The sequence below is a fragment of the Peptoniphilus harei genome (assembly GCF_016726485.1).
In the GTDB taxonomy this organism is placed as follows: Bacteria; Bacillota; Clostridia; order Tissierellales; family Peptoniphilaceae; genus Peptoniphilus_A; species Peptoniphilus_A harei.
The window spans coordinates 1,697,277-1,721,100 of the sequence record NZ_CP068103.1 but is presented as its reverse complement, the minus strand read 5'-3'; the positions used below and the strand labels follow the sequence as shown (position 1 = coordinate 1,721,100).

The following is a 23,824-nucleotide window of genomic DNA, read 5'->3' as shown; positions in this document are numbered from 1 at the left end:
CACCCTCTTTAGTATCTGTGTTTTTTTCTGCGTGCCTCTTCGGATTTTTTCTTCCTTCTAACACTTGGTTTTTCGTAATGTTCTCTTTTTCTTACTTCTTTGAGAACTCCACTTGTGGCACATTGTCTTTTGAATCTTTTTAGAGCATTGTCTAAAGATTCGTTTTCACCAACCCTGATTTCGGACATTTTTTAACCTCCTCTCGTAGAAAAGAGTATGGCCTTTCGGCCAATTTAGGTTTATTATACTCTATAAATCCCAAAACTTCAATAATATTTTTCTTATTTAAAATTTAATTTTTTCAAATATTTTTTTTATTTTATCTATCTAAGTTCGCGATTTTTTCTTTCATTCTTCTTGTTAACAAGATAAGTTATTCCAATGACAGAAGCCGAAATTAAAATCTTTATTAGCATTAGCCCCATAAACTGCCAAGAAAGTGGATTTAAGATAACATCTCCAAGAAGGGTGTTTGTTATAACTCCAATAGACGCACCTAATAATGATGAAGTTATGTATTTTATATAATTGGTCTTACAGGCTCCAAAATAAAAACTTAAAATATCACAGGGAAACCAACCTATTAGCCTGATTATAAAACTTGCAAGAAATTCATTTTTCTTTTGCATCTCAACAAGTTTATCAATTTTGGGATATTTCTTCTTTAGATAATCCATTTCTTCTGTACCGGACCATCTTCCCAATACAAAAGGAATTGTGAGTGTAATGGCTAAACCAAGATAGCTGACAAAAATAGCTTTTGCTGGTTTAAATAAAATTCCACTTGCTAGGTAAAGAGATGGCAGAGGAATTATAATTGTAAGGCTCTTAACTGCAAATAGACTTAAAAGAGAAATAATGGACTTCCTTGGGTTACCACTTGCGTTTTCAATTATAGAATCAATACTCATATTTCCACTTCGAGTTAAGATTAAAAGTATTATTATTAACGAAAAAGAAACTAAGGCAACAATTTGGATTTTTTTGAACCTGTTTTTTATATTTTTATCGCTCTCACTTAAGTTATTGCTTTTTTCTCCCCTATCTTCTATTTGTTTTAACTTTTCTTTTATATTTTTCATATAATCATCTCATTTTTATAATTTTAAATTTAGTGCTTCCTTTGCATCCCTTCTACCCATTTCATATAAGTTTTCTAATTGTTCATGATTTTGACTTAGTGTTTTTAGGTTTCCAATGTCACTTGGAGCTATAATTATTATTTTATTTTCCTTTTCAAGTTCGATTGCTTCCCTTAGACTTTGATTGTAAACTTCATATCTCTTTGCAAAAGCTTTTGAAACTCTTGGATAATTTCTTCTAAGTAATCTTACAAACTTTTTGTCCTTTCTCTTTTCCCTAAAAAAATCTTTGGGTCTTGTTAGAACAAGAATAACCTTATCGCAACCTGCTTCAAAGGCTCTCTTATAAGGAATTGGGTCAGACAGCCCGCCATCAAAGTAAGGGACTCCCTTAACCTCATAAGGATTACAAAGGACTGGAACGCAACATGATGCTTTAATTGGATCATACTCATCTATAATAAGATCTTTCTTATTAAAATATTTTGGCCTGCCTGTCCTTGCATCTGTTGCAACTATTTCAAATTCCATGGGATTTTCCATCATAGTTTTATAGTCAAGAGGATATTCCCCATTTGATGCACTTAGGTCTGAATAGATATAATCTAAATCAATATATGAACCCGTTTTTAAATAATTTTTAAGACTCATATACTCTTTTCTAAAGGCATAATTATTATAAAAGACAAAATTTCTTCTTGGTTGCTTGGCAAGAAAAGACGCACCATTAGCAGCTCCAGCAGAAACTCCAATAAAGTAGTCTCCGCTTATGCCCTCTTCCATTAAATAATCAAAAACTCCTGCTCCATAAATTCCACGTGTTCCTCCACCAACATCAACAAATCCTAATTTCATAAATCATCTTCCTTCTTTAGAGTCTGTTTTCCCATAATGTATTCTTAAATTTATTATATTAAATATTTTCAATTATTGATATAACCAAAAGTCTAAAAGTGTTACAAATTTTTAATTAAAAATTTTTTTATCATAAGTTATTAGACAAATAAAAAAATGCCAGGACATAATCCCGGCATTAGTAAAGTTTTTTATCAACCTGGTGGCCAATTTAAACTTCTTCCTCCAAGTACATGAAAGTGAAGATGATCTACAGTTTGACCTCCGTCTTCTTTGCAATTATTTACAATCCTGTATCCCTTTGTAAGCCCTTCTTCTGCACAAAGCTTTTTCGCAACTAAGAAGATGTGACCTATTAGTTCTTTATGGTCTTCATCAAGATCATCAGCTGATCCAATGTGCTCTTTAGGAACAATCAAAAAATGAGTAGGAGCTTGTGGGTCTATATCTCTAAAAGCATACACAAGTTCATCTTCATAAAGTTTTGTTGAAGGAATCTCTCCCTTAATTATTTTACAAAATAAACAGTCCATACTTACCTCCTTTTGGCTTCAACTTCTTTGCAGAGTTCATTCCACTGACATTCTCCGCAAATCTCTTCTCGCCTATTCTTTGCAAATATTATATCACAGGCAAGCTTTCTTATGTCGGCCCATGAATAAATTTCACCTTCTGATAAGTTTAAAACTTCTAAAACTTTTTTATCATAAGATTTTACCAAGTCATCATTCTCGCACCTAGTCCCGAGATTTTCTGGGCAAGGACCACAAATATCGTCAAGGTCTGCAAGTAATTTAACTTTCGGATTCTCTTTTAGCTGTCCAATGACTTTTGCCATATTTTTTGAAAAGTCATCACTGTAACCCTCACCAACAAAGTTTTCTGTGCACAAGAGGTGGTGTGCTCTAATCTTTAACATTTAATCACCAATAACTTCACAATTTGCAATTTCACCTGTGTCCAAAATTTTTACTTTCTTAATTTTATTCGTAAGGTCCTCCTCAGATTTTGCCTTAACTCTGATGTAGTTTGTTGTGTAGCCATAATATACTCCATCATGTTCTTCTTCAAATAAAACTGATTGAGGGGTTTTCATGTTTTCTCTTTCAAATATTTCTTGGTATTCTTCCCCAAGTGCAATTAATTTTTCAGACCTTTCTTTTTTAATATTGCCATCAATTTGATTTTTCATTTCAGCAGCTTTTGTATTTTTCCTCTTGGAATATTTAAAGACATGAATCCTTGAAAATCCAACTTCTCTTACAATATTCATTGAATCCTCAAAATCTTCATCACTTTCTCCAGGGAAGCCAACTATTATATCAGTTGTTAGTCCTGCATGAGGCATATATTTTCTAATTATTTTTGCCTTTTCAATATATTCTTCACGAGTGTACCTTCTATTCATTGCCTTTAAGATATTGTTAGATCCACTTTGAAGGGAAAGATGGAAGTGATCGCATAATTTTCCTGTCTTTACTGCTCTTTCCATAAATTCATCTGTAATAATAAGCGGTTCAACTGAAGAAAGTCTAATTCTTTCGATTCCATCAACTTCAGCAATAGCTTCGATTAGGTCAATTAATCTCATATCGCCAATGTCCTTGCCAAAAGACCCAATGTGAATTCCTGTTAAGACAATTTCTTTAAAGCCCCTATCTGCAAGTGTTCTTGCCTCTCTTACTGAGTCTTCAATTGTTCTAGACCTAATGGGTCCTCTTGCAAAGGGAATTATGCAGTAGGTGCAAAATCTGTTGCAACCATCTTGGACCTTCATATAAGCACGAGTCCTGTTGTTACTGTCAAAGTTTGTCGTATTTGCAAACTCACGTACATTTTTTAAGTTCTTAACAATATTTATTTTTTCATCATTTTCTTTAGACTCTTCAATTAAGTCAACAATCCTATCTCTTTCAGTTGTTCCAACAACAACATCAACTCCCTCAATACTTTTTACTTCATCGGGAGAAACTTGTGAATAGCAACCTACTACTGCCACAACTGAATCTGGGTTGTTTTTCTTTGATTTTCTAATAAACTGTCTTGATTTTCTATCTGATAAATTTGTAACTGTGCAAGTATTAACAATATAAACGTCACTAAAGTCATCATTTTCAACTTGTCTATATCCCCTACTTTCAAAAAGTTCACTCATGGCTTCTGATTCGTACTGGTTAACCTTACAGCCAAGAGTTAAAATTGAAAAAGTTTTTTCCATTACTCACACTCCTTTGCGTGTATTATATAAAATGAAGCACTTATAGCTGCAGTCTCTGCGCGAAGTATTCTCCTGCCAAGTCCAACTTTTTTAGCTTCACTCAAAATTTCAAGTTCTCTTTCTGATATGCCACCCTCTGGACCAATGACAAGTCCAATATTGTTGCTAAGAGATCTTGTTATTTCCCCTAATTGGGTCTTATTTTCATCTTCATAACATAAAACTAAATCTCCAGAAAACTTTAAAATATCTTCTGTCTTTATTATGTCGTGAACAAGAGGTATGACATCTCTTTTTGATTGCTTTGCAGCAGATTCTACGATTTTTTGAAATCTTTCCATTTTCTTTTCTTTTTTCTTAGAAATATCTGGTATTGTCCTATCCATTATGACTGGATAAAAATCGCTAACCCCAATTTCTGTTGCATGCCTTAGGACATCTTCAGACTTGTTGTTTTTGAGGACACTAAAAAATAAGGAAAGTCTCACCTTAGATTCATTGGATTCTTGAACTTCCCCAAGATTTTTTATTTTTCCACCTTCATAAGCGAAAGAAAAAATCCCATCTTCAAAAACAACTTGAAAGACTTCCTCATCATTTATCCTAATTACATTTCTAAGGTGGTGGAGGGTTTCTTCTTTAAGATTTGTATTACCTTCAAACCTTCTATCTTCAAAAAATCTATACATTTAATCTTCCTACAATGGCAACCCAATTATTTTTTTCTAACTCGTCAATGATTTCAAAACCATTTTCTTCTAGGGCATGAATTACCATTTGCCTTCTCTCTTTTATAATTCCAGAAGTTATAAAAATTCCACCCTTTTCCATGTGGTTCTTGAGATTTTTGATCTCATCTACAATTATTTCTGCAATAATATTGGAAACTATTAGGTCTGCTCTTCCCTTAACAACATCAAGAAGATTTCCCTTCTTAATTTCCACCTTGTCTTCAAGATTATTTAGACCTGCATTTTCATGAGAAGCATCAATGCACTTATCATCTATATCAACTGCAAGAGCTTTCTTTGCCCCAAGTTTTAGACCTGCTATAGCAAGTATGCCTGAACCACAACCTATGTCAAAAATATCATCGTCTTTATTTACATATCTCTCTAAGAGTTCAAGGCACATATAAGTTGACTCGTGAGTTCCTGTACCAAAGGCCATACCTGGATTAATTTTTATAACGACTCTATTATCATTGTCATAATCTTCCCACTCAGGAACTATGGCAAGCTTTTCGCCAATTTCTAGTGGTTTATAATATTTTTTCCAATTATTCGCCCAGTCTTCATCGTCCTTTTCTTCAACAAGACATTGACCAAGTTTCTTTTCACTTAACTCAGCCTTTAAATTATTTGCATCTTCCATATTTTCTGGATAAACCCTAAGAGCAAAGATATCTTCATTTGAATTTAAAAGAGGATAGTCAATAAAGTCCCAATCCTTCTCATCTTGGTCAAGCTCATCCACTATGTCGCTAGAAATTTCTTCTGTTGTATAAATTCCATAATCAAATAGAATTCCTTCAATGATATCTTTTTTATCCTTTGAAGTATTTATTGTCATTTCAATGTATTTCATCTAATCACCTTGTTTCATTATATTATAGATAATTTTTTTATACAATTTAAAAAATGCGAATCAGTGATCCGCATTAATCAAATAAATTTTTCAACTTATCTAAAAATGATTTTTTATTTTCTGCAACTTCTGGTTCAGTCTCTCTTAACTCTTCAAGGAGTTTTCTTTGTTCATTGCTAACCTTCTTAGGAATTATAATGTCAACTTTGAAGAAGAGGTCTCCCCTTTGTTTGTCCCTGTTGACATAAGGAACTCCTTCTCCCTTTAGTCTAAAGACAGTTCCACCTGTAGTTCCCTTTGGAATATCATAATCAACAATTTTTTCAAGTGTTGGAACTTTTATCTTTGCACCAAGGACTGCGTCTGAATAAGAAATTGGAATATTTAGGTAAATATCATTGCCCTCTCTCTTGAAGACTGCGTCTGACCTAACTCTAATGTAGACAAAAATGTCTCCATTTTCTCCACCATTTTCTCCAACAGATCCTTGGTTCCTAAGTGAAATAATGTTTCCAGTGTCAACTCCCTTAGGAATGTTTACTTTTAACTTCTTAGTTCGTGCCTTAGATCCTCTTCCGCCACATTCCTTACAAGGCTTTTCTATAACTTCGCCTGTTCCATTACAATCTTCACATGCAGAAGTCCTTACAAACCTACCAAAAGGTGTGTTTTGTTCTGAGGTAACCTGACCTGAGCCGTTACAAGTCTCACAAGTGTGTTTTTCACTTCCCGGTTCCATCTTGCTGCCGTGACAGTGGGAACACTCTTCCCTAACCTTTACAGAAATTTCTTTTTCTACACCAAAAATTGCTTCAAAGAAATCTAAAGTTATGTCTACTCTTGCATCAGGTCCCTTCTTTGGCATGTCTTTTCTGTTTGCATATTCATATCTATTTGATCTTGAGCCGCCAAAAACATCAAAGATGTCATCAAAGATATCAGAGAAACCTCCGAAGCCACCGCCTCCAGATCCACCCATGTTGCCCTTAAGTCCTTCTTCGCCATAGACATCGTAGATTTGTCTTTTTTCATCATCGGCTAAGACTTCATAGGCATAGGAGATTTCTTTAAATTTTGCCTCAGCAACTTCATCTCCTGGATTTAAGTCGGGGTGATACTTTTTAGCAAGCTTCTTATAAGATCTCTTCAATTCTTCTTTAGTTACATTTTTTTCAACTTCAAGAATTTCATAAAAATTTCTCATCTTCCACCTCAATAGTTCTATATTCTAATATAAAAACTACAAAAAAGAAAGTTTAATTCTACTTTTATGTTTTTATACTAGATTTAAAAAGAAAATTTATAAAAATTCAGAATATAATTTTCTACATAAAAAAAGTTGCAGCCGAAACTGCAACATTTTTATTTAATTATTATTCTTCGTCTTCGTCTACAACTTCATAGTCAGCGTCAACTACATCGTCATCAGCTTGTTGTTGTCCACCATCAGCTTGACCTTCTTGTTGTTTATAAATTTCTTCTGAAATTGCGTAGAAGGCTTGAGTTAATTCTTCAGTCTTAGATTTAATAGCTTCAAGATCTTCGCCATCTTTTACATCCTTAAGTCCCTTGATTGCTTCTTCAATCTTAGTCTTGTCTGCATCAGAAATCTTTCCTTCAACATCCTTAAGTGTGTTTTCAGATTGGTAAATCATTGAATCAGCGTTGTTTCTTGCTTCGATTAAATCTTTCTTCTTAGCATCTTCTTGAGCATACATTTCTGCTTCCTTAACTTTCTTTTCGATTTCTTCTTCATTTAAGTTAGTTGAAGATGTAATAGTGATGTGTTGTTCTTTACCAGTACCCTTGTCCTTAGCACTTACATTTACAATACCATTTGCATCAATATCAAATGTTACTTCAATTTGTGGCACTCCTCTTCTTGCTGGTGCAATACCATCAAGTGTAAATCTACCAAGAGTTACGTTGTCTTTTGCCATTTGTCTTTCACCTTGAAGTACGTGAATTTCTACAGAAGTTTGATTATCTGCTGCAGTTGTAAATACTTGTGACTTCTTAGTTGGGATTGTTGTATTTCTTTCAATAAGTCTTGTTGTAATGTTACCCATTGTTTCAATTCCTAGAGAAAGTGGTGTTACGTCAAGAAGAAGTAAGTCCTTAACATCTCCAGAAAGAACTCCACCTTGGATAGCTGCACCAAGAGCTACACATTCGTCTGGGTTAATATCCTTTTGAGGTTGCTTTCCAGTTAACTTTTTAATACATTCTTGAACTGCTGGAATTCTTGTAGAACCACCAACTAAAAGAACCTTGTCTATTTCATTTGCATTAAGTCCTGCATCCTTTAAAGCATCCTTAACAGGTCCTTCAGTCTTCTTAACAAGATCTGCTGTAAGTTCATCGAACTTAGCACGAGATACGTCCATATTTAAGTGAAGTGGACCAGATTGTGAAGCTGTGATAAATGGAAGGTTGATATTTGTTGACATTGTAGAAGATAGTTCCTTCTTAGCCTTTTCAGCTGCTTCCTTAAGTCTTTGAAGACTCATGTTGTCAGCCTTAAGATCAATTCCATTTTCCTTTTTGAATTCTTCAGCAATATAGTCGATTAATCTATTGTCGAAGTCATCTCCACCAAGTTTGTTGTTACCACGAGTTGCGTGTACTTCGAATACACCGTCAGAAAGTTCAAGGATAGATACGTCAAATGTACCACCACCAAGGTCATAAACCATAACAGTTTGTGCTTCAGTGTCCTTGTCTTCTCCATAAGCAAGTGCAGCTGCAGTTGGTTCGTTTACAATTCTCTTTACATCAAGTCCTGCAATTCTTCCTGCGTCTTTAGTTGCTTGTCTTTGAGCATCTGTGAAGTAAGCTGGAACTGTAATAACAGCTTCTGTAATCTTTTCTCCAAGATAAGATTCTGCGTCAGCCTTTAATTTTTGTAGAATCATAGCTGAAATATCTTGTGGAGAGTAAGTTTTGTCGTCAATTTTTACGTTAAAATCAGAACCCATGTGTCTCTTAATAGAAGAGATTGTTCTATCAGGGTTTGTGATTGCTTGTCTCTTAGCAGTTTCACCTACTAATCTTTCGCCATCTTTTGTAAAAGCTACTACTGATGGAGTAGTTCTGTTACCTTCAATGTTAGGAATAATTACAGATTCTCCACCTTCCATTACTGCTACTGCAGAGTTAGTTGTACCTAAGTCAATACCAATTATTTTTCCCATATATATTTCCTCCTAAAATTCTTATTGTGAAACTTTGACCATTGCAGGTCTTAGTGTTTTCTCGTTAATTAAATAACCTTTTTGCAATACTTCTATAACATAACCACTGTCGTATTCATCAGAATCTTCAGTGAGTACTGCGTGATGATACATTGGATCAAACTCTTGTCCCAATGCTTCCATCTCAACTATACCGTCTTTTGCAAGAACGTCAGTAAGTTGATTTTTTATCATTAATATTCCTTCATAAGTTGAGTCCTTGTCCTTTATGGAATCCAAGGCTCTTTCAAAATTATCTATGACAGGAAGTAAGTCATTTGCAATTTTTTTAACTCCAAGTTCAACATATTCAGACTTTTGTGCCTCAGTCCTTCTCTTATAGTTAGAGAAGTCTGCTTGAAGTCTCATAAATTTATCTGTTAAGTCTTGATATTTTTCATCATCAGAAGCTTCTACTTCAGCTTCTTCATTTATATCAAGTTCTTCTTCTTTCATATCTATATCTTCATCATTTTGTAAATCATCTTTTTTTATATCTTCATTCGTCATGTACTCCCTCACATTTCTTTCAATCCACTTTTCACAGCGTCGCTAAATACTTTAACGACTTTAACCAATCTCATGTAGTCAATCCTAACTGGTCCAATAAGTCCAATACTTCCATAGATTCCATTTTCTCTAGAGAAAGGAGCTCTAATAATAGTATTTTCCTTCATGAGACTTGCGCTATTTTCTGCTCCAATGATAACCTCAACATCGCTGGTAAAATTATCATTTTTTAGAATTTGAAATAGGCTGTCCCTATCTTCTACTAGACTCATGAAATCTCTTGCCTTGTCTAGGTCCTTATATTCATCAAAGTTTAAAATATTTGTAAGACCATCATAGTAGATGTCAATAGAAGAGACTTTTTTGTTAAATTGACTAGCAATTTTTACAATATCAGAAATAAATTTTCCATGCCTTATATAGTCATCTGAAAGTGAAATCTTAAGAGATTCAATTTCATTAAAATCAATTCCCGATATCTTTTCATTTAAGACCTTCTCTATTAGATAAAAATCTTCGTCAGAAATATTTTCTATTTCTAAAAAGTATTTCTCAATAACTCCCTTGTCTCCTATTAAAACTAAAAGAGCTGTGTATTCATCTAACTTAACTAGAGTAAGTCTTTTTATTTTTGTATCGGCCTTCTGTGGTGTTATGAGATAAGCCGTACAAGAACTTATATTGGCTAGGAGATTGACTGCATTCTTGTAAAATTCTTCGTGATTTCTCGAAGAGAATAAGAGTCTCTCCATGATTTTTTGTGAGGCATCTAGGTCGTGAAAGCTATTAAAGTTTTTAAAAAGTTCATCGACATAGAAGCGGTAAGCCTTGTCAGAAGGAATTCTTCCTGCTGATTGATGGGGCTTATTTAAAAAACCAAGATCTTCAAGATCTGCCATTTCATTTCTTATAGTCGCAGAGCTAACTCCAAGATTGTAATCTTTGGAGAGAGTTCTCGATCCAACGGGAGTAGGCATATCGATATATGCCTCAATTATGGCATTTAAAATATTAATTTTTCTAGTATCCATAACCCCTCCTTTTGTTAGCACTCATTAACCTCGAGTGCTAATCTATGTATATAATACTTCACACCTAGGACTTTGTCAAGGATTTTTAAAAATTATTTTGACTAATTTTGACTTTCTTTGAATAATTTATCTTTTTATTATTTAAAAACTTGTAAACTAACTTCCAAATCTTATTTACATATACCTTATAACGTATAAATAGTTATCCAATATTAGACTTATTTATGATAAAATTAGAAATTGGAGATGATTACATTGAAAAAGAATGAAACCCTATCTTTTGTTGTTACAATTGTAGCTGCAGTTTTAATTGCACTTTTTGTGAGAACTTTTATTTTTAATATAGCTGTAGTTAATGGAGAGTCTATGCACCCTACTTTAAATGAAAGGGATAAATTAATCTGCCTTTCCTACAAGAGATACACCGACCTACCTCGCGGAGAAATTGTGGTCATAGATGCACCTAACGACAATAGAAACTATATTAAGAGATTAATAGGAAAGCCTGGGGACACAATAGCATTTAAAGATGGTCAGGTTATATTAAACGGAAAAGTTTTAGAAGAAGCTTACACTTCTACTGATTACACTGAGTCCGATGTAGAAAGTTTTACACTAAAAGATGATGAGTACTTCGTAATGGGAGACAACAGACTTCCTGGTATGAGCATTGACTCAAGATACTTTGGACCAATTGAAAAGAAAAGAATAAAGTCAGCCGCAGTTTATAGGATTTTACCTCTTAATAATAGAGGAAAAATTTAAAATATAAAATCCCCAAGAAATCGGAGGTAAAAAATTTGAGAAATCAAAAAAATATAAGAAATTTTTCAATAATCGCACACATTGACCATGGAAAATCAACTCTTGCCGACAGACTAATTGAATCAACAGGCATGCTTACAAAGAGAGAAATGGAACAGCAAGTTCTTGACTCCATGGATCTTGAGCGTGAAAGAGGAATTACAATTAAATTAAAGGCAGTTAGACTAATCTATAAGGACGACAGAGATGGACAAGAATACATCCTAAACCTTATTGATACTCCAGGACACGTAGACTTTAACTATGAAGTTTCACGTTCCCTCGCAGCTTATGAAGGTGCCATAGTCGTTGTTGATGCTGCACAAGGTGTTGAAGCACAAACTCTTGCCAATGTTTATCTTGCCATTGACCAAGACCTTGAACTTGTGCCAGTGATAAATAAGATTGACCTACCAAGTGCTAGGCCAGATGAAATAAAAGAAGAAATTGAGGATATTATAGGAATAGACACTGAAGGTATTCCACTTATCTCTGCAAAAGAAGGAATTGGCATTGACGATGTCCTCCATGCTATTATAGATAAGGTTCCGGCACCAAGTGGGGATCACAATGCACCACTTAAAGCTCTTATATTTGACTCCTTCTACGATTCTTACAAGGGAGTAATCTGTCACGTAAGAGTTATTGATGGATCAGTTAAGCCTGGAGATGAAATAACTATGATGGCAACAGGCAAGTCTTTTGAAGTTGTTGAAGTTGGTGTTACTTCTAACGGACACATCCCTCTTGATACTTTAAGTGCTGGAGAAGTTGGTTACATAACTGCTTCCATTAAAAACGTTAAGGATGCAAGGGTTGGGGACACAATTACCCTTAAGAACAATAGGACCCCAGAACCAATGCCTGGCTACAAAAAAGTTGTACCAATGGTCTTCTGTGGTGTCTACCCTGGCGAAGGCGAAGAATACAACAACGTTCGTGAAGCCCTTGAAAAGCTTCAAGTAAATGATGCAGCCCTAGACTTTGAGGCTGAAACATCTGTAGCCCTTGGCTTTGGTTTTAGGTGCGGCTTCTTGGGTCTTCTTCACATGGAAATTATTCAAGAAAGACTTGAGAGAGAGTTTGACTTAAATATTGTCACTACTGCTCCATCTGTTATCTACAATGTAATGAAAAAAGATGGAGAAATGATTTCTATTCAAAACCCATCAAACCTTCCAGATCCAACTGAAATTGAGTACATGGAAGAACCAATTGTTAAGGCAGAGATTATGACTCCAACTGATTATGTTGGACAAGTTATGGAACTTTGCCAAAACAGGCGTGGTGTCTTTAAGGATATGCAATACCTAGAAGAAACTAGGGCCCTTATCACCTACCACATGCCACTCAACGAAGTAATTTATGACTTCTTTGATGCCCTTAAGTCAAAGACACGTGGTTATGCATCCTATGACTACGAACTTATTGGCTACGAAGTATCTGATCTTGTTAAGCTTGATATTTTAATAAATGAAGAACTTGTTGACGCCTTCTCCCTAATTGTTCACGAATCTTCTGCCTACACTCGTGCAAGAAATGTTTGTGAAAAATTAAAGGATGTAATACCTAGACACCAATTTGCAGTTCCTATCCAGGCAGCAATTGGAAACAAAATTATTGCAAGAGAGACAATTCGCGCCCTTAGAAAGGACGTACTTGCAAAATGTTATGGTGGAGACATTTCAAGAAAGAGAAAGCTTCTTGAAAAACAAAAGGAAGGAAAGAAGAGAATGCGTACTGTGGGTAGCGTAGAAATTCCGCAAGATGCCTTCTTATCTGTATTAAAATACGATGAAGACAAATAAAATTTCAATTTATATTCATATACCCTTTTGTGAGAGTAGATGTCACTATTGTGACTTCTGCTCTTCTCTTTTAGCTGAATCTTCTAATGTAGAGAAATATTTTAAATACTTGCGCAAGGAGATAAAGTTACAAGAAGACTTTTTAAGAGACAAGGTAATTGATACTGTCTTTATTGGAGGAGGAACTCCCTCTTCTGTAGACCCTAAATTTATAAAAGAAATTATGGAAGACTTGTCTGCCTTTGAATTTTCAAAAGACAGCGAAGTTACAATTGAGTCAAACCCAAATTCTCTCACAAGAGAGAAGGCCCAATCCTATTTTTCTTCTGGTATAAATAGGATCTCAATAGGCGCCCAGTCCTTTAATGAAGAAATCCTAAAAAGAATTGGAAGAATTCACAAAAAAGATGATATTTATAGGGCCATAGAAAATGCAAGGTCAGCAGGCTTCGAAAATATAAATTTGGATTTAATGCTTGCCCTACCTGGTCAAAAGTTTTCTGACATAGAAGAGTCTATAAGAGAAGTAGAAAAATTAAAACTTCCACACATTTCATATTATTCACTTATTTTAGAAGAAGGGACTAAACTTTATAGGGACCATGAGAAGTCTCCTCTTGCCTTCCCCAATGAAGTTGAAGACAGGAAGATGTATCACTATGTAGTTGATGAACTCGAAAAAATAGGCCTGAATCAGTATGAGATATCTAATTTTGCAAAAGAAGGCTATGAGTGTCGCCACAACATGGCTTATTGGAAATTAAGAGACTATATTTCCTTTGGATTTTCTGCTTCATCAAATATTGGAAACTTGAGATACACAAATTTTTATGACTTCAAAGATTACTATGAGGCCCTTGATAAAAATAAAAATCCTATAGTCTTTTCTGAAAATTTAAGTAAAACTGATAGGATGAATGAATTTATAATGATGGGTCTAAGACTCAACTCGGGTGTGGACTTAGATGAATTCAATGTAAAATTTAATAAAAAATTTTTAGAAACTTATGAAAGAGAAGTAGAAAAGAACTTGAAATCAAATTTAATTATATTAGATGAAAATAATCTAAAACTAACAGAAAAGGGGCGCGACCTTTCAAATCAAGTGGAGTTAGACTTTTTTAAATAAATTTGCACACAAAAAGAGGTAGACTATTTAATCTACCTCTTCTTTTATTCTCTTTTTTATTCACTTTTATTTGTCAAACTTAAATAAAAAAGAGAAACTTTCCCGGGAAAATTTCTCTTAGCCAGCGATCTTGCTGTTAAGTTCCTTAGCTAGTCGACTTAGCTTTCTGGAAGCTTGTTTTTTGTGAATTATATTTTTGTTAGCAGCTCTCTTTAGTTTTCTGTCTGCAACGATAAGAAGTTCCTTTGCATCGTCAATTCTGTCTTCGTCAAGAGCTGTTCTAAAGTTTTTAACTGCAGTTTTCATTTCTGTTCTAATTGGTTTATTGTGTTCAGAGTTTCTTTTTGCAATATCAATTCTTTTGATAGCTGATTTAATATTTGCCATTATTTCACCTCCAATATTTAACGCTTTTGCTATTTTACCATGAATTTTATTTCATTGCAAGGTTTTTTAATTAAGTCCTATAAAATTAAAATTTATTGCAATATTTAATTATTAATGTCTCCATAATTAGTTTTTCATCAATTGACGATGTCTTGAAGAGCTCATCAGACTTTATAAGTTCTTCATAAAAATCAATTAAAAATTCTTTTGTAAAGTTCTTTTCAAAGGATCTTATTTTTCCAAATTCATATTTTTTTACTTCCATCTTATTCATAATATCAGCCTGACTGATGTTTTTAGTGGATAAAATTTTATAGGACAAAAAGTTTTTTACCTGTCTAATTATCATTGTGAAAATTCTAAGAGAAGGCTCTCCCAGTTTATAGAGGTTGTGAAGTTCCTTTAAGGCCTCCTCACTTCTTCTTCCCATCATGGCGTCTAAGAATTTAAAAATATTTGTATCAATATTTTCTGTTATTGAGCTTGATATGTCTTCTCGCAAAATTTTTTTGTCTTTGGCATGGGCTGCAATTTTATCCATTTCTGTCTTTAAATCTAATAAACTCACATCTTCATTTTTAGAATTATAGCCACTTTCTGAGATAAAAAGTGCAAGTTCACTAGGCCCAATCTCCTTGCCCTTCCTTATAAAGTATCCCTTTATAAAGTTATTTAAGTCTGCTGGGCTTAATTTTGCAAAGTCCATGTCCCTATCTTTTTTCTTAAAAAATTTATAAAACTTTGTAGTCTTTTTTAAACTTCCAGTGTCCCAAAAAATTAGAATTACAAAGTCAGATAGGTCATCTAAAAAATCATAAAAAGAATCTTTTAAGTCATTTTCACCTAGAAAGTCTACCACATCTCGAACAAGGACTAATTTCTTGTCATTCATAACAGGATAAGTCTCGCAGGCAGAAATAATATCTTCTGGCTTGACCTCACTTCCCTTAAACTTAGTGTAGTTAAAGGCCTCAGTCCCCTTTACATATTTATTTATTAAATAGCCAACGGCATTCTCTATTAAATATTTTTCTTTTCCATAAAATAAATAGGCCCCTGAATGATCTTTATCTCTGTAAATTTTCTTGTAGTTCATAATTTTTCCTCGCAAAAATATATAATAAACCTGTCTTTAAAATAATTAAAAGTAAATAAGTTTTATAATCCTCTTCCTTGTTATGAATATCAATTTGAAGCTTATCTCCAAAAATTTTAAAATCAGTTTCACCATCTTTTGAAGTGACATAATATATGATACCATGTTTTTCCAAATTCTTCAGAACCTCCTTGTGAGGATGTCCATAAGAATTTTCATAACCTGCTGAAATCATGGCAAATACGGGTTTTGTTTTTTCTAAAAATTCTTCACTTGTTGAAGTCTTAGATCCATGGTGGGCAACTTTTAATAGATTAATCTCTCTATCAACTTGACTTTCAACTTCTGCTGAAATATCTCCAGTAAATAAAGTCTTGAAGCCCTTGTGGTTTAGGAATAGGACCATGGACTTGTCATTCTCATCTGACCTGTCTTTATTGTCCAATAAAACTTCCATGCTTGTGTCTTTAAAAAGTTTAACCCTGTCTCTCTTAGATAATTGAATAATATTTGAATACTTCTCGGCATTTTCTAAAATACTTTTATCTTTTGGGAGATGATTTACAAAAACATTCTTAACCCTATAGTTTTTTAAGGTTTTATTTAAATTACCAGCATGGTCCTCATCAAAATGAGAAATAAAGATTCCATCAATAGTAGAAACTCCCCTTAGTTTCAGGTTAGGAAATAAATATTTCTCTGCGATCTTATTCTCAAACCTTGCTCCGCCTGTGTCAATTAAATAAGTCTTTCCCCTATAAGAAATTAGTGTACAGTCCCCTTGATCAACGTAAAGCTGACTTATCTCAAAAGTCATAAGGTCTTTATAAATCCCAATACCCATCACTATAAAAGAAATCGTCATGTAAATTTTTATTAATTTTAAATTTGGCCTAATGATTTCATTGAGTCTACGCCTATTCATTATAAAAATAAGTAAGATATAATATACAAAAATATATTCAAACTTAAAGGCTTTTAATATTAAAAATATTGATCCCTTTGAGATTAATAAACTTTCAAGTCCGTAAGTAGCATTCATTAGTATATCTAGGAAGTTTCCTATTAAGCTTGGAAAAATTCCTAGACCCATAATAAATCCAAGGGAAATAATAATAGAATAAATTGGAACAATAAATAAGTTGGCAGCAAAAACTAAAAGTGAAAAACCTGAAAAATAATAATTCACTAAAGGAAAAACAGAAATTAATACTGACAAGGCCCCTATGATAGACTTGTTGACAAGGCTCTTACTAGAAACTCTTTCAATTAAGTGCGGATAGATAAATATCAAACCAAAGATTGCTCCATAAGACAATAGAAGTGAAATAGAATAAATCGCCATGGGATTTATAAAAAGTATTATAGAAAGACTTAAGAAGAAAATATCCCTATTGTCTATGTCCTTTTCGAGATAGGTGTTTCCCTTGTATAAAATATAAAACAAGAAGGCACGAACTGCAGAAATCGGAAAACCAATTGCCATTATGTATAAGAATAGAATTATTACCAGGGCTAAGTCTGTAAACTTTTTATTTTTACTTATCTTTTTTATTATAAATTCCAAAAATAGTGCCAAGACTCCAATGTGAAGTCCAGACACAGCCAAGATGTGATTCATGCCAAGAGAATCAAACCTGTCCCTATCCATTGAATCAACAAGGGACTTATCAGCTAAAATTAAAGAAGCGAGCAAGCCTGCATTCCTTTCATTTAAGTTTTTGTTGAAAAAATATTTTGCCCTATCAATAAATAGATTTGAGATTTTATAAATTCCCATTGGTTCGGAAATTTTTTCATATCCACTAATTTTCCCAAGTAGATAAATTCCTTGGGCCTTGTTGTTCATCTCGTAGTTAAAAGTTCCCTTATTCATGTCAGAAAGGGGTGGATAAAACTTGCCACGAATTTTATAGGATCCACCCCTATCTAATTTTTTATAAACTAGTAACTTAGTCTTAAATTTTTTTCCTTTAATAAAATCTGTTTTAATGACAGACTTATTTTCATTTGAGAGAACCACCTTACCCACTATGTCTCCATCAAAAGAATTGAGTTTATAATCTCTTGCGTTAAAATTTATAAATACTAAGAGGGCCACAAGAGGCAGGTATAAAAAATTATATCTATTTTTTATAGGCAAAATATAGACAGTGCATATTAATAAAATTATTCCTACAAGAATATAGGATTTTATGTAAATGGAAAGTATAATCCCAGCCATAGCTCCAACGAATAAATACATAGGCACCCCTTTTCATTATATATCTTTTTTATCTTATGGACCATGAAATATGATAATATATTAGAGGAGGTAATTATGAATTCAATTTACAAAAACCCTTACAAAACAAAATATAAATTAGAAATAATTAATAAAATAAATCGAGACGGCATTACTTATGGAAAGCTTGAAAACCCTCCTTTCTTTGTGGGAAATGAGAGAGTTGTAGCTGACCAAATAATAATAAATGGAGAAGAAGCAGAATTTCTATCAGGCAACAAGTCCTATTTTAGGATTGATGAGGATACTAAAAATGTTGAAGTTGAAATTGGCTGGAAAAACAGGCTCCTTCTTATGCAGGAAAATCTTGGCAACGCCCTAGTTAGACATTTTCTTGTTACAAACACTAACATAGAAATTATTAACTACAAGGTTGAAAACTCTTCATCCTACATCGACGTATCCGCAAAAGACTTTAAGTTCATGACAGCAAAAAATATTGAGTCTCTTGCAAACTATGCAGTCTTTTCTAATCTTGCCATCGAAAATTTTGATGACCACATATCCATTGAAAGACTTGCGGACATTCCCTATGAAGGACCAGCTTTAACTAGGACCGGGGAAATTGGAATGATTTTAATTTCTTCTGTTGAAAAGTTAAATTCAGTGATTAGACTTACAATTACATCAGGAGAAAATGCCTATAAGCTGGCTCGTAATTCTTTAAACATCCTAGATAATATGAAGATGTATCTCAATAGCGACAGCATTAACTCAGTCTTCTCTGATGTTAAAAAATTAAGATCTAATATTTCTTCATCAAGAAGCCTTAATAAGGATTTCGAAATAGACAAAGAAGAAGAGAAGAACGAAAAATCTTCAAATCTTTCTGAAGATTCCAAGATAAAATCAAATGACCAAAAAAATTCTTCACCTATGGAAGTTAAAGATTCTAAAGATAAGAATCAAGAGATAGGATTTGAAAATAAAAATAAAGTCACAAATAATGAAGAAATTTTACAAAATAAAGAATCAAAAATTCTAAACAAAAAAGAAAAATATGATGCAAAATTTTTCCATGAAAAATATAAGCTTGAAGCCTTTAAGGACTTAAACAAGTTTAATAAGTCTAACAAAGAACAATCTTCAAGTGACAAGGATAAAGAAGAAAACAAATCGAATTCTCAAAATAAAAATGAAGAAAAGTATGATGCAAAATTTTTCCACGATAAATATAAGCTTGAAGCCTTTAAGGACTTAAACAAGTTTAATAAGTCTAACAAAGAACAATCCGCAAGTGACAAGGATAAAGAAGAGAACAAATCGAATTCTCAAAATAAAAATGAAGAAAAGTATGATGCAAAGTTTTTCCACGATAAATATAAGCTTGAAGCCTTTAAGGACTTAAATAAGTTTAAGACTTCTAATAAAGAAAAAACTTCAATTGACAAGGATAAAGAAGAAAATAAGTCAATTTCCCAAAATAAAAAAGAACATTCTCTACTTGAATTAAAGAAAAAAGATGAAGAAGAAAAATCTATACTTTTCTATCAAGCAGTAGAAAGTTTTAAAAACTTCTCTACAGAATTTTCTGGCTTAAATTATATTTATAAACTACTTCAAGATGTAAACCTAAAGGAATTACGTGAGATTTCAAACTACATCCTAAAAGAAGATAACTTTATACAAATTTATGGCTTAAAGAATGGACCAAAATCAAAAATCTTAATACTTAGGTCACAAAACCTAAACTTTGACCTCAAGAAAGTCTTTGAAAAATTAAAAGATCATTTTGATTACACTGGAACAGGCAATATGTATACCCTTGATATCCAGTGTAAAGAAGAAGATTTAACAAGAATTATGGAATCTTTCTTAATTGAAATAAGACGAGAAGCAAAATAAAATTTATCTTATATGCCAACTATTTTTAGTTGGCATTTTTTTAATAAATCAAATAATTAAATTTTAAAATTTTAGACAAACAAAAAAGACTGAAAGAGAAAATTCTTTTTCAGTCTTTTGATTTAATAATATTTTTCATTTATATAGTGATCTATAATGGATGTCTTCATCTTGTCGTCAAAAATATTTTCTTCTTGAAGAACCTTTAGAAGCCAATCGGCCTTTGAGTGAAAGATCGCTTCTTTTTTGTCTTCCAATACTATTTCGTATAGCTCATTTCTAAGAGCCTTGGATTGACACTTAATATAATAGGCCTTAGTGTTCCTAAAGTCTTGTATCTTTAAAATATTTAAGACAGACTTATCCTTAAGTTCGTAGTATTTATTTGTTAAGTTTAAATAATAATTGTAGTATTTTGAATGTTTTTTTGTATTTCTAACTTCCTTAGAAAGAGACCTGTAGTACTTGGCCATTACATTGTAGTATTGGTAATTAAACATTCCCTTTTCATAAGAGTCCACCTTTATATAAGGTCTTGCATTTCTTAAGGCAAAATAATCAAAGTTTTTTTGCAAAAATTCTTTTTTTGTAAGATCTCCATTAGTATATTGGCCTATGAGATAAGACCTGTGTTCCAAAAAATCTTCAAATACTCCTCTTTTTTTCCTAAACTCCACGGAGCACCATTAAATCACACTAAGAACTATTGGGATTACCATAGCAATAACTAGGAGAATCGCAATAATTCTAACCATTGTTTTTCTATCCACTTATAACACCTTATTTACCAGTAACTTCTAGACATTTATCCTTTAAAGATTCAGGCATGTCTTCTTTTAAATAATCAACGTTAATAAAAATTTCTTTATTTGCAGCATCAGGAATTTTAGCAACCTTGTTGTAAAGGTGTTCTAAGTCTTCAACATTAAGTTTAAGAACCTTATAAATTCCATCAACATAAATCTTGTGTAAGTCATAATCCATTGCAAGAAGTCCACAGATAAAACCGTAGAAGCTGTCAATTGAATTTAATCTGTATTCAGTAGCATTGATAAGTCTTACATTATAATCAAGACTAAAAATGTGGTCGTCATCAACTTCTACAAAAGCTATATTTCCATCGCCTTGTTTCATATCTTCATTGGCGTTGTCAATTAACCATCTTGTTTTTCCAGAGCCTTTGCTTCCTAAAATATACTTTATCATAGTAATTCTCCTTTCACTAGATCACCTTGGGTGTATCCGTTTTCTTGCATCTCATTAACAATGTCGTCTCTAATTTTCCACCAGGAAGTATTCCAATTGCAGAAGAGAGAATCTTCATAAGGTGCTCTTCCAATTATTCTTTCAACTATTATATCATCTTTAAGATTTCTTAAAAAGAGTATAACTTTTTTCTTGTAGTCTTCTAAAGGAATAGGAGTTATTTCTCCCTCTTCATACATCTTGCCAAGAGCTGTGCCTTTTAAGATATAAAGAGCGTGAAGCTTCACTTCATCAACTCCAAGGGCATTTAATATCTTTGCACCTTCCACAATATCTAAATCGTCATCCCAAGGGAGACCAATAATCATGTGGGTACAAATATTTAAATTTCTACTTTTAAGTTTAATGGCTGCATCAATAAATTCAGCAAGACCATGTCCCCTATTTAAAATCTCCAAGCTATGATAGTTTGCAGTTTGAAGACCAATTTCAAGAGTTACAAAGTAATTCTTATTAAGTTCTTCTAAATAGTCAAGGTGCCTCGTAGGAAGATAGTCGGGCCTAGTAGATATACTAACCCCAACAACATCTTCAATAAGTGACTCCTCAATTACTCTCTTAAAGTCTTCAAAGGGCATGTAGGTGTTGGTGAAATTTTGAAAATAAGCTATAAATTTTTTAGCCTTGTATTTCTTTCTTATGTGGTCCATATTTTTTAGAAGTTGTTCTTGGACACTTCCTTCACTATTTTCGAAAGATCCACCTTCTTCACCACAAAAAATACATCCACCTCTACCACAAGTCCCGTCCCTATTGGGACAAGTTAAATCAAGTTTGACTGGAAGCTTATATACTTTTTCACCAAACTTGTCTTTTAAAAAGTCTGAGTATTTTCTATATGCCATATAGAAAATTATTCTTCCTCTTCGTCAGCAAAAATTTCTTCGAAAGTCTTTGAAACTTTTTCAAACTCTTCTTCAGTTTCAATAGTATCAAGTTCAACTTCTTCTTCGTTGATTTCCTTGTACTTGTAGATAAATACATCTTCTCCATCTTCTTCATTTTCAGGAAGAAGAGCAATGTATTCTTGATCTTCACATTCAAAGATTCCAATAACTATACATACCATTTCACTATCGTCTTCTAATGTAAGAGTGATAGTTTGATAGCCTTCTTCATAATCGTGATCATGTTCACAACCACAGTCGCATCCACAGTCTTCGTCGTGTTGGTGTAGGTTTTTTTCTTCGTTATTCATATTTCCTCCAAATTTATTTTAATTTTTCTAATATCTTTATTAAGAAATCAAATACTCTTTCAGTTGATGAAATAGAAAGGTGTTCGCCTGGTGCGTGAACTCCCTTCATATTTGGTCCAATAGAAAGCATATCGATGTCTCCAATTGTTTCAACAAAAATTCCACATTCAAGTCCAGCGTGAATTGCTTCAAGCTTAAATTCCTTTCCACTTACTTCTTTGTAAGCTTCTTTAGCTACTTCTCTAAGTGGTGAATGTTCTTTATATTCCCATGCAGGATATTTTGTTATAATTTCTACTTCTGCTCCAAAAGTTTTTGCAGCAATTTTATTTACACTTCCAATATATTCCTTAGCAGAAGATACAGAAGATCTTATATTTGAAATAATATGAACTTCATCTTCATGATTTTCAATTACCCCAACGTTTACAGATGTTTCTACTAAGCCTTCGATATTCTTGATCATTGCAATAACACCATTTGGTAAAAGGTTTAGAAGATTAACAATTCTGTCTTTTAAATCATCTGTAAAGGCCTTGTCACATGTTTCCTTTGACTTTTCAAAGTTAAGTCTAACATCAGGATCAACTTTTCCAAGTTCACCCACAAATTGGGCATTGAGTTCAACTATTAGGTCTTGAATTTCTTTTATGTCTTCATTATTTACTGCCACAAGAGCTCTTGCATACCTAGGAATAGCATTAGGCTTTGCTCCACCTTCTATTTCAATTAGGTCTGCATCAACTTTTTTGAAGAGACTGTAAAGGCTCCTACCTAAAAGTTTAACTGCATTTCCAAGTCCAACTTGGATTTCTTGTCCAGAGTGTCCGCCTTTTAATCCATTGACTATAACTTCATAGAAAGTTTTATCTTTATCTACATCTTTAAAATCTTTTTTAAGTTTTATAAGATCTCTTTCTGCTCCTGCACAAGAGATACATCCAACTCCCTCAGTTTCAGAGTCAATGTTTAAAAGTCTCTTAGATGTAACCATTCCCTTTTCAAGATTTCCTGCACCAGTCATTCCACTTTCTTCATTGACAGTGAAAAGTGCTTCAATCTTTGGATGCTTATATTCATCTGACTCTAATACAGCAAGTGTCATTGCAACAGCAATACCATTGTCAGCACCAAGTGTTGTCTCACGAGCAATAATTAAGTCTCCATCTATCTCGTATTTTATTGGATCTTTTGAAAAATCAATTGTACATTCTGGAGTTTTTTCACAAACCATGTCCATGTGGCCTTGTAAGATTATGCTGTCCACATCTTCATAGCCCTTTGTTGCTTCCTTAATTATTACAACGTTTCCAATAGTATCAGTTCTATATTCCAAACCATGATCTTTTGCAAAAGAAATTAAATAATCTCTTATTTTTTCTTCTTCAAAGGAACATCTTGGAATTTTTGTCAATTTATCAAAATAATAAAATGTTCTGTTCTCTAATAAGGTATCTTTGTCTTTCATTTAAACCTCCTAGGTCTATTATA

The 23,824-nt window shown here is 32.9% G+C and carries 24 protein-coding genes; 4 read left to right on the top strand and 20 right to left on the bottom strand.

The window, feature by feature from the left end:
* Positions 1 to 8 precede the first annotated feature (8 nt).
* The 12 genes from rpsU to hrcA form a co-directional block, all read right to left on the bottom strand.
* Positions 9 to 188 (bottom strand): 30S ribosomal protein S21, encoded by a 180-nt coding sequence (gene rpsU, locus I6I93_RS08135; protein ID WP_005957648.1) that lies wholly within the window; start codon positions 186 to 188, stop codon positions 9 to 11.
* Between the two features lie 135 nt (positions 189 to 323).
* Complete coding sequence (locus I6I93_RS08130; protein ID WP_112890132.1) at positions 324 to 1,082, bottom strand: TVP38/TMEM64 family protein; 759 nt, start codon at positions 1,080 to 1,082, stop codon at positions 324 to 326.
* A 15-nt stretch (positions 1,083 to 1,097) separates the two neighbouring features.
* Positions 1,098 to 1,937 (bottom strand): patatin-like phospholipase family protein, encoded by an 840-nt coding sequence (locus tag I6I93_RS08125; RefSeq protein ID WP_112890131.1) that lies wholly within the window; start codon positions 1,935 to 1,937, stop codon positions 1,098 to 1,100.
* A gap of 194 nt (positions 1,938 to 2,131) precedes the next feature.
* Positions 2,132 to 2,470 carry a histidine triad nucleotide-binding protein gene (locus tag I6I93_RS08120; RefSeq protein ID WP_112890130.1) on the bottom strand — a complete coding sequence of 113 codons (339 nt, stop codon included), beginning with the start codon at positions 2,468 to 2,470 and terminating at the stop codon, positions 2,132 to 2,134.
* A gap of 2 nt (positions 2,471 to 2,472) precedes the next feature.
* Positions 2,473 to 2,856, bottom strand: coding sequence for a DUF1284 domain-containing protein (locus I6I93_RS08115; protein ID WP_070700994.1), 384 nt, complete (start codon positions 2,854 to 2,856; stop codon positions 2,473 to 2,475).
* Positions 2,857 to 4,155 (bottom strand): tRNA (N(6)-L-threonylcarbamoyladenosine(37)-C(2))-methylthiotransferase MtaB, encoded by a 1,299-nt coding sequence (gene mtaB, locus I6I93_RS08110; protein ID WP_112890129.1) that lies wholly within the window; start codon positions 4,153 to 4,155, stop codon positions 2,857 to 2,859. It abuts the gene before it with no gap.
* Positions 4,155 to 4,844 carry an RsmE family RNA methyltransferase gene (locus tag I6I93_RS08105; protein ID WP_112890128.1) on the bottom strand — a complete coding sequence of 230 codons (690 nt, stop codon included), beginning with the start codon at positions 4,842 to 4,844 and terminating at the stop codon, positions 4,155 to 4,157. Before I6I93_RS08105 ends, mtaB begins: the two co-directional genes overlap by 1 nt.
* A complete protein-coding gene (gene prmA / locus I6I93_RS08100) occupies positions 4,837 to 5,742 on the bottom strand; it encodes a 50S ribosomal protein L11 methyltransferase (protein WP_070700989.1) in 906 nt (301 codons plus the stop codon). Before prmA ends, I6I93_RS08105 begins: the two co-directional genes overlap by 8 nt.
* 73 nt (positions 5,743 to 5,815) lie before the next feature.
* Positions 5,816 to 6,946 carry a molecular chaperone DnaJ gene (dnaJ, locus tag I6I93_RS08095; RefSeq protein ID WP_112890127.1) on the bottom strand — a complete coding sequence of 377 codons (1,131 nt, stop codon included), beginning with the start codon at positions 6,944 to 6,946 and terminating at the stop codon, positions 5,816 to 5,818.
* A gap of 169 nt (positions 6,947 to 7,115) precedes the next feature.
* Complete coding sequence (gene dnaK, locus I6I93_RS08090; RefSeq protein ID WP_112890126.1) at positions 7,116 to 8,936, bottom strand: molecular chaperone DnaK; 1,821 nt, start codon at positions 8,934 to 8,936, stop codon at positions 7,116 to 7,118.
* A gap of 21 nt (positions 8,937 to 8,957) precedes the next feature.
* A complete protein-coding gene (grpE, locus tag I6I93_RS08085) occupies positions 8,958 to 9,485 on the bottom strand; it encodes a nucleotide exchange factor GrpE (RefSeq protein WP_112890125.1) in 528 nt (175 codons plus the stop codon).
* Positions 9,486 to 9,493: 8 nt separating this feature from the next.
* Positions 9,494 to 10,516, bottom strand: coding sequence for a heat-inducible transcriptional repressor HrcA (gene hrcA, locus I6I93_RS08080; protein WP_112890124.1), 1,023 nt, complete (start codon positions 10,514 to 10,516; stop codon positions 9,494 to 9,496).
* 246 nt (positions 10,517 to 10,762) lie between these two features.
* Between hrcA and lepB the strand changes: the two genes are divergently transcribed.
* From lepB to hemW, 3 genes are read left to right on the top strand one after another with little or no spacing between them, the layout of a single operon-like run.
* Complete coding sequence (lepB, locus tag I6I93_RS08075) at positions 10,763 to 11,281, top strand: signal peptidase I (RefSeq protein WP_236587177.1); 519 nt, start codon at positions 10,763 to 10,765, stop codon at positions 11,279 to 11,281.
* Between the two features lie 35 nt (positions 11,282 to 11,316).
* The gene (gene lepA / locus I6I93_RS08070) at positions 11,317 to 13,128 is read left to right on the top strand and encodes a translation elongation factor 4 (RefSeq protein WP_112890122.1); all 1,812 of its coding nucleotides are present in this window, start codon (positions 11,317 to 11,319) and stop codon (positions 13,126 to 13,128) included.
* Positions 13,115 to 14,257 (top strand): radical SAM family heme chaperone HemW, encoded by a 1,143-nt coding sequence (gene hemW / locus I6I93_RS08065; RefSeq protein WP_112890121.1) that lies wholly within the window; start codon positions 13,115 to 13,117, stop codon positions 14,255 to 14,257. The genes lepA and hemW overlap by 14 nt, the downstream gene beginning before the upstream one ends.
* Before the next feature lie 117 nt (positions 14,258 to 14,374).
* On the opposite strand, the gene rpsT is transcribed toward hemW, so the two are convergent.
* The 3 genes from rpsT to I6I93_RS08050 form a co-directional block, all read right to left on the bottom strand.
* Complete coding sequence (rpsT, locus tag I6I93_RS08060; protein ID WP_112890120.1) at positions 14,375 to 14,644, bottom strand: 30S ribosomal protein S20; 270 nt, start codon at positions 14,642 to 14,644, stop codon at positions 14,375 to 14,377.
* An 85-nt stretch (positions 14,645 to 14,729) separates the two neighbouring features.
* Positions 14,730 to 15,740: a DNA polymerase III subunit delta gene (gene holA, locus I6I93_RS08055; RefSeq protein WP_112890119.1), complete on the bottom strand. Its 1,011-nt coding sequence runs from the start codon at positions 15,738 to 15,740 to the stop codon at positions 14,730 to 14,732.
* Positions 15,712 to 17,985, bottom strand: a complete 2,274-nt coding sequence (locus tag I6I93_RS08050; protein ID WP_112890118.1) for a DNA internalization-related competence protein ComEC/Rec2 — start codon at positions 17,983 to 17,985, stop codon at positions 15,712 to 15,714. Before I6I93_RS08050 ends, holA begins: the two co-directional genes overlap by 29 nt.
* A gap of 75 nt (positions 17,986 to 18,060) precedes the next feature.
* On the opposite strand from I6I93_RS08050, the gene I6I93_RS08045 reads away from it, so the two are divergent.
* A complete protein-coding gene (locus tag I6I93_RS08045; protein ID WP_112890117.1) occupies positions 18,061 to 19,869 on the top strand; it encodes an alanyl-tRNS synthetase in 1,809 nt (602 codons plus the stop codon).
* A gap of 122 nt (positions 19,870 to 19,991) precedes the next feature.
* Here the strand turns inward: I6I93_RS08045 and I6I93_RS08040 are convergent, their stop codons facing one another.
* The 5 genes from I6I93_RS08040 to I6I93_RS08020 form a co-directional block, all read right to left on the bottom strand.
* The gene (locus I6I93_RS08040; protein ID WP_070700964.1) at positions 19,992 to 20,546 is read right to left on the bottom strand and encodes a DUF6648 family protein; all 555 of its coding nucleotides are present in this window, start codon (positions 20,544 to 20,546) and stop codon (positions 19,992 to 19,994) included.
* 103 nt (positions 20,547 to 20,649) lie between these two features.
* Positions 20,650 to 21,075: a hypothetical protein gene (locus tag I6I93_RS08035; protein WP_070700962.1), complete on the bottom strand. Its 426-nt coding sequence runs from the start codon at positions 21,073 to 21,075 to the stop codon at positions 20,650 to 20,652.
* Entirely contained in the window at positions 21,072 to 21,980 is a 909-nt protein-coding gene (locus I6I93_RS08030) for a TIGR01212 family radical SAM protein (protein ID WP_112890116.1), read from the bottom strand. Before I6I93_RS08030 ends, I6I93_RS08035 begins: the two co-directional genes overlap by 4 nt.
* Positions 21,981 to 21,988: 8 nt before the next feature.
* Entirely contained in the window at positions 21,989 to 22,333 is a 345-nt protein-coding gene (locus tag I6I93_RS08025; protein WP_112890115.1) for a DUF1292 domain-containing protein, read from the bottom strand.
* A 13-nt stretch (positions 22,334 to 22,346) separates the two neighbouring features.
* The gene (locus I6I93_RS08020; protein ID WP_112890114.1) at positions 22,347 to 23,801 is read right to left on the bottom strand and encodes an aminoacyl-histidine dipeptidase; all 1,455 of its coding nucleotides are present in this window, start codon (positions 23,799 to 23,801) and stop codon (positions 22,347 to 22,349) included.
* Positions 23,802 to 23,824: the final 23 nt, after the last annotated feature.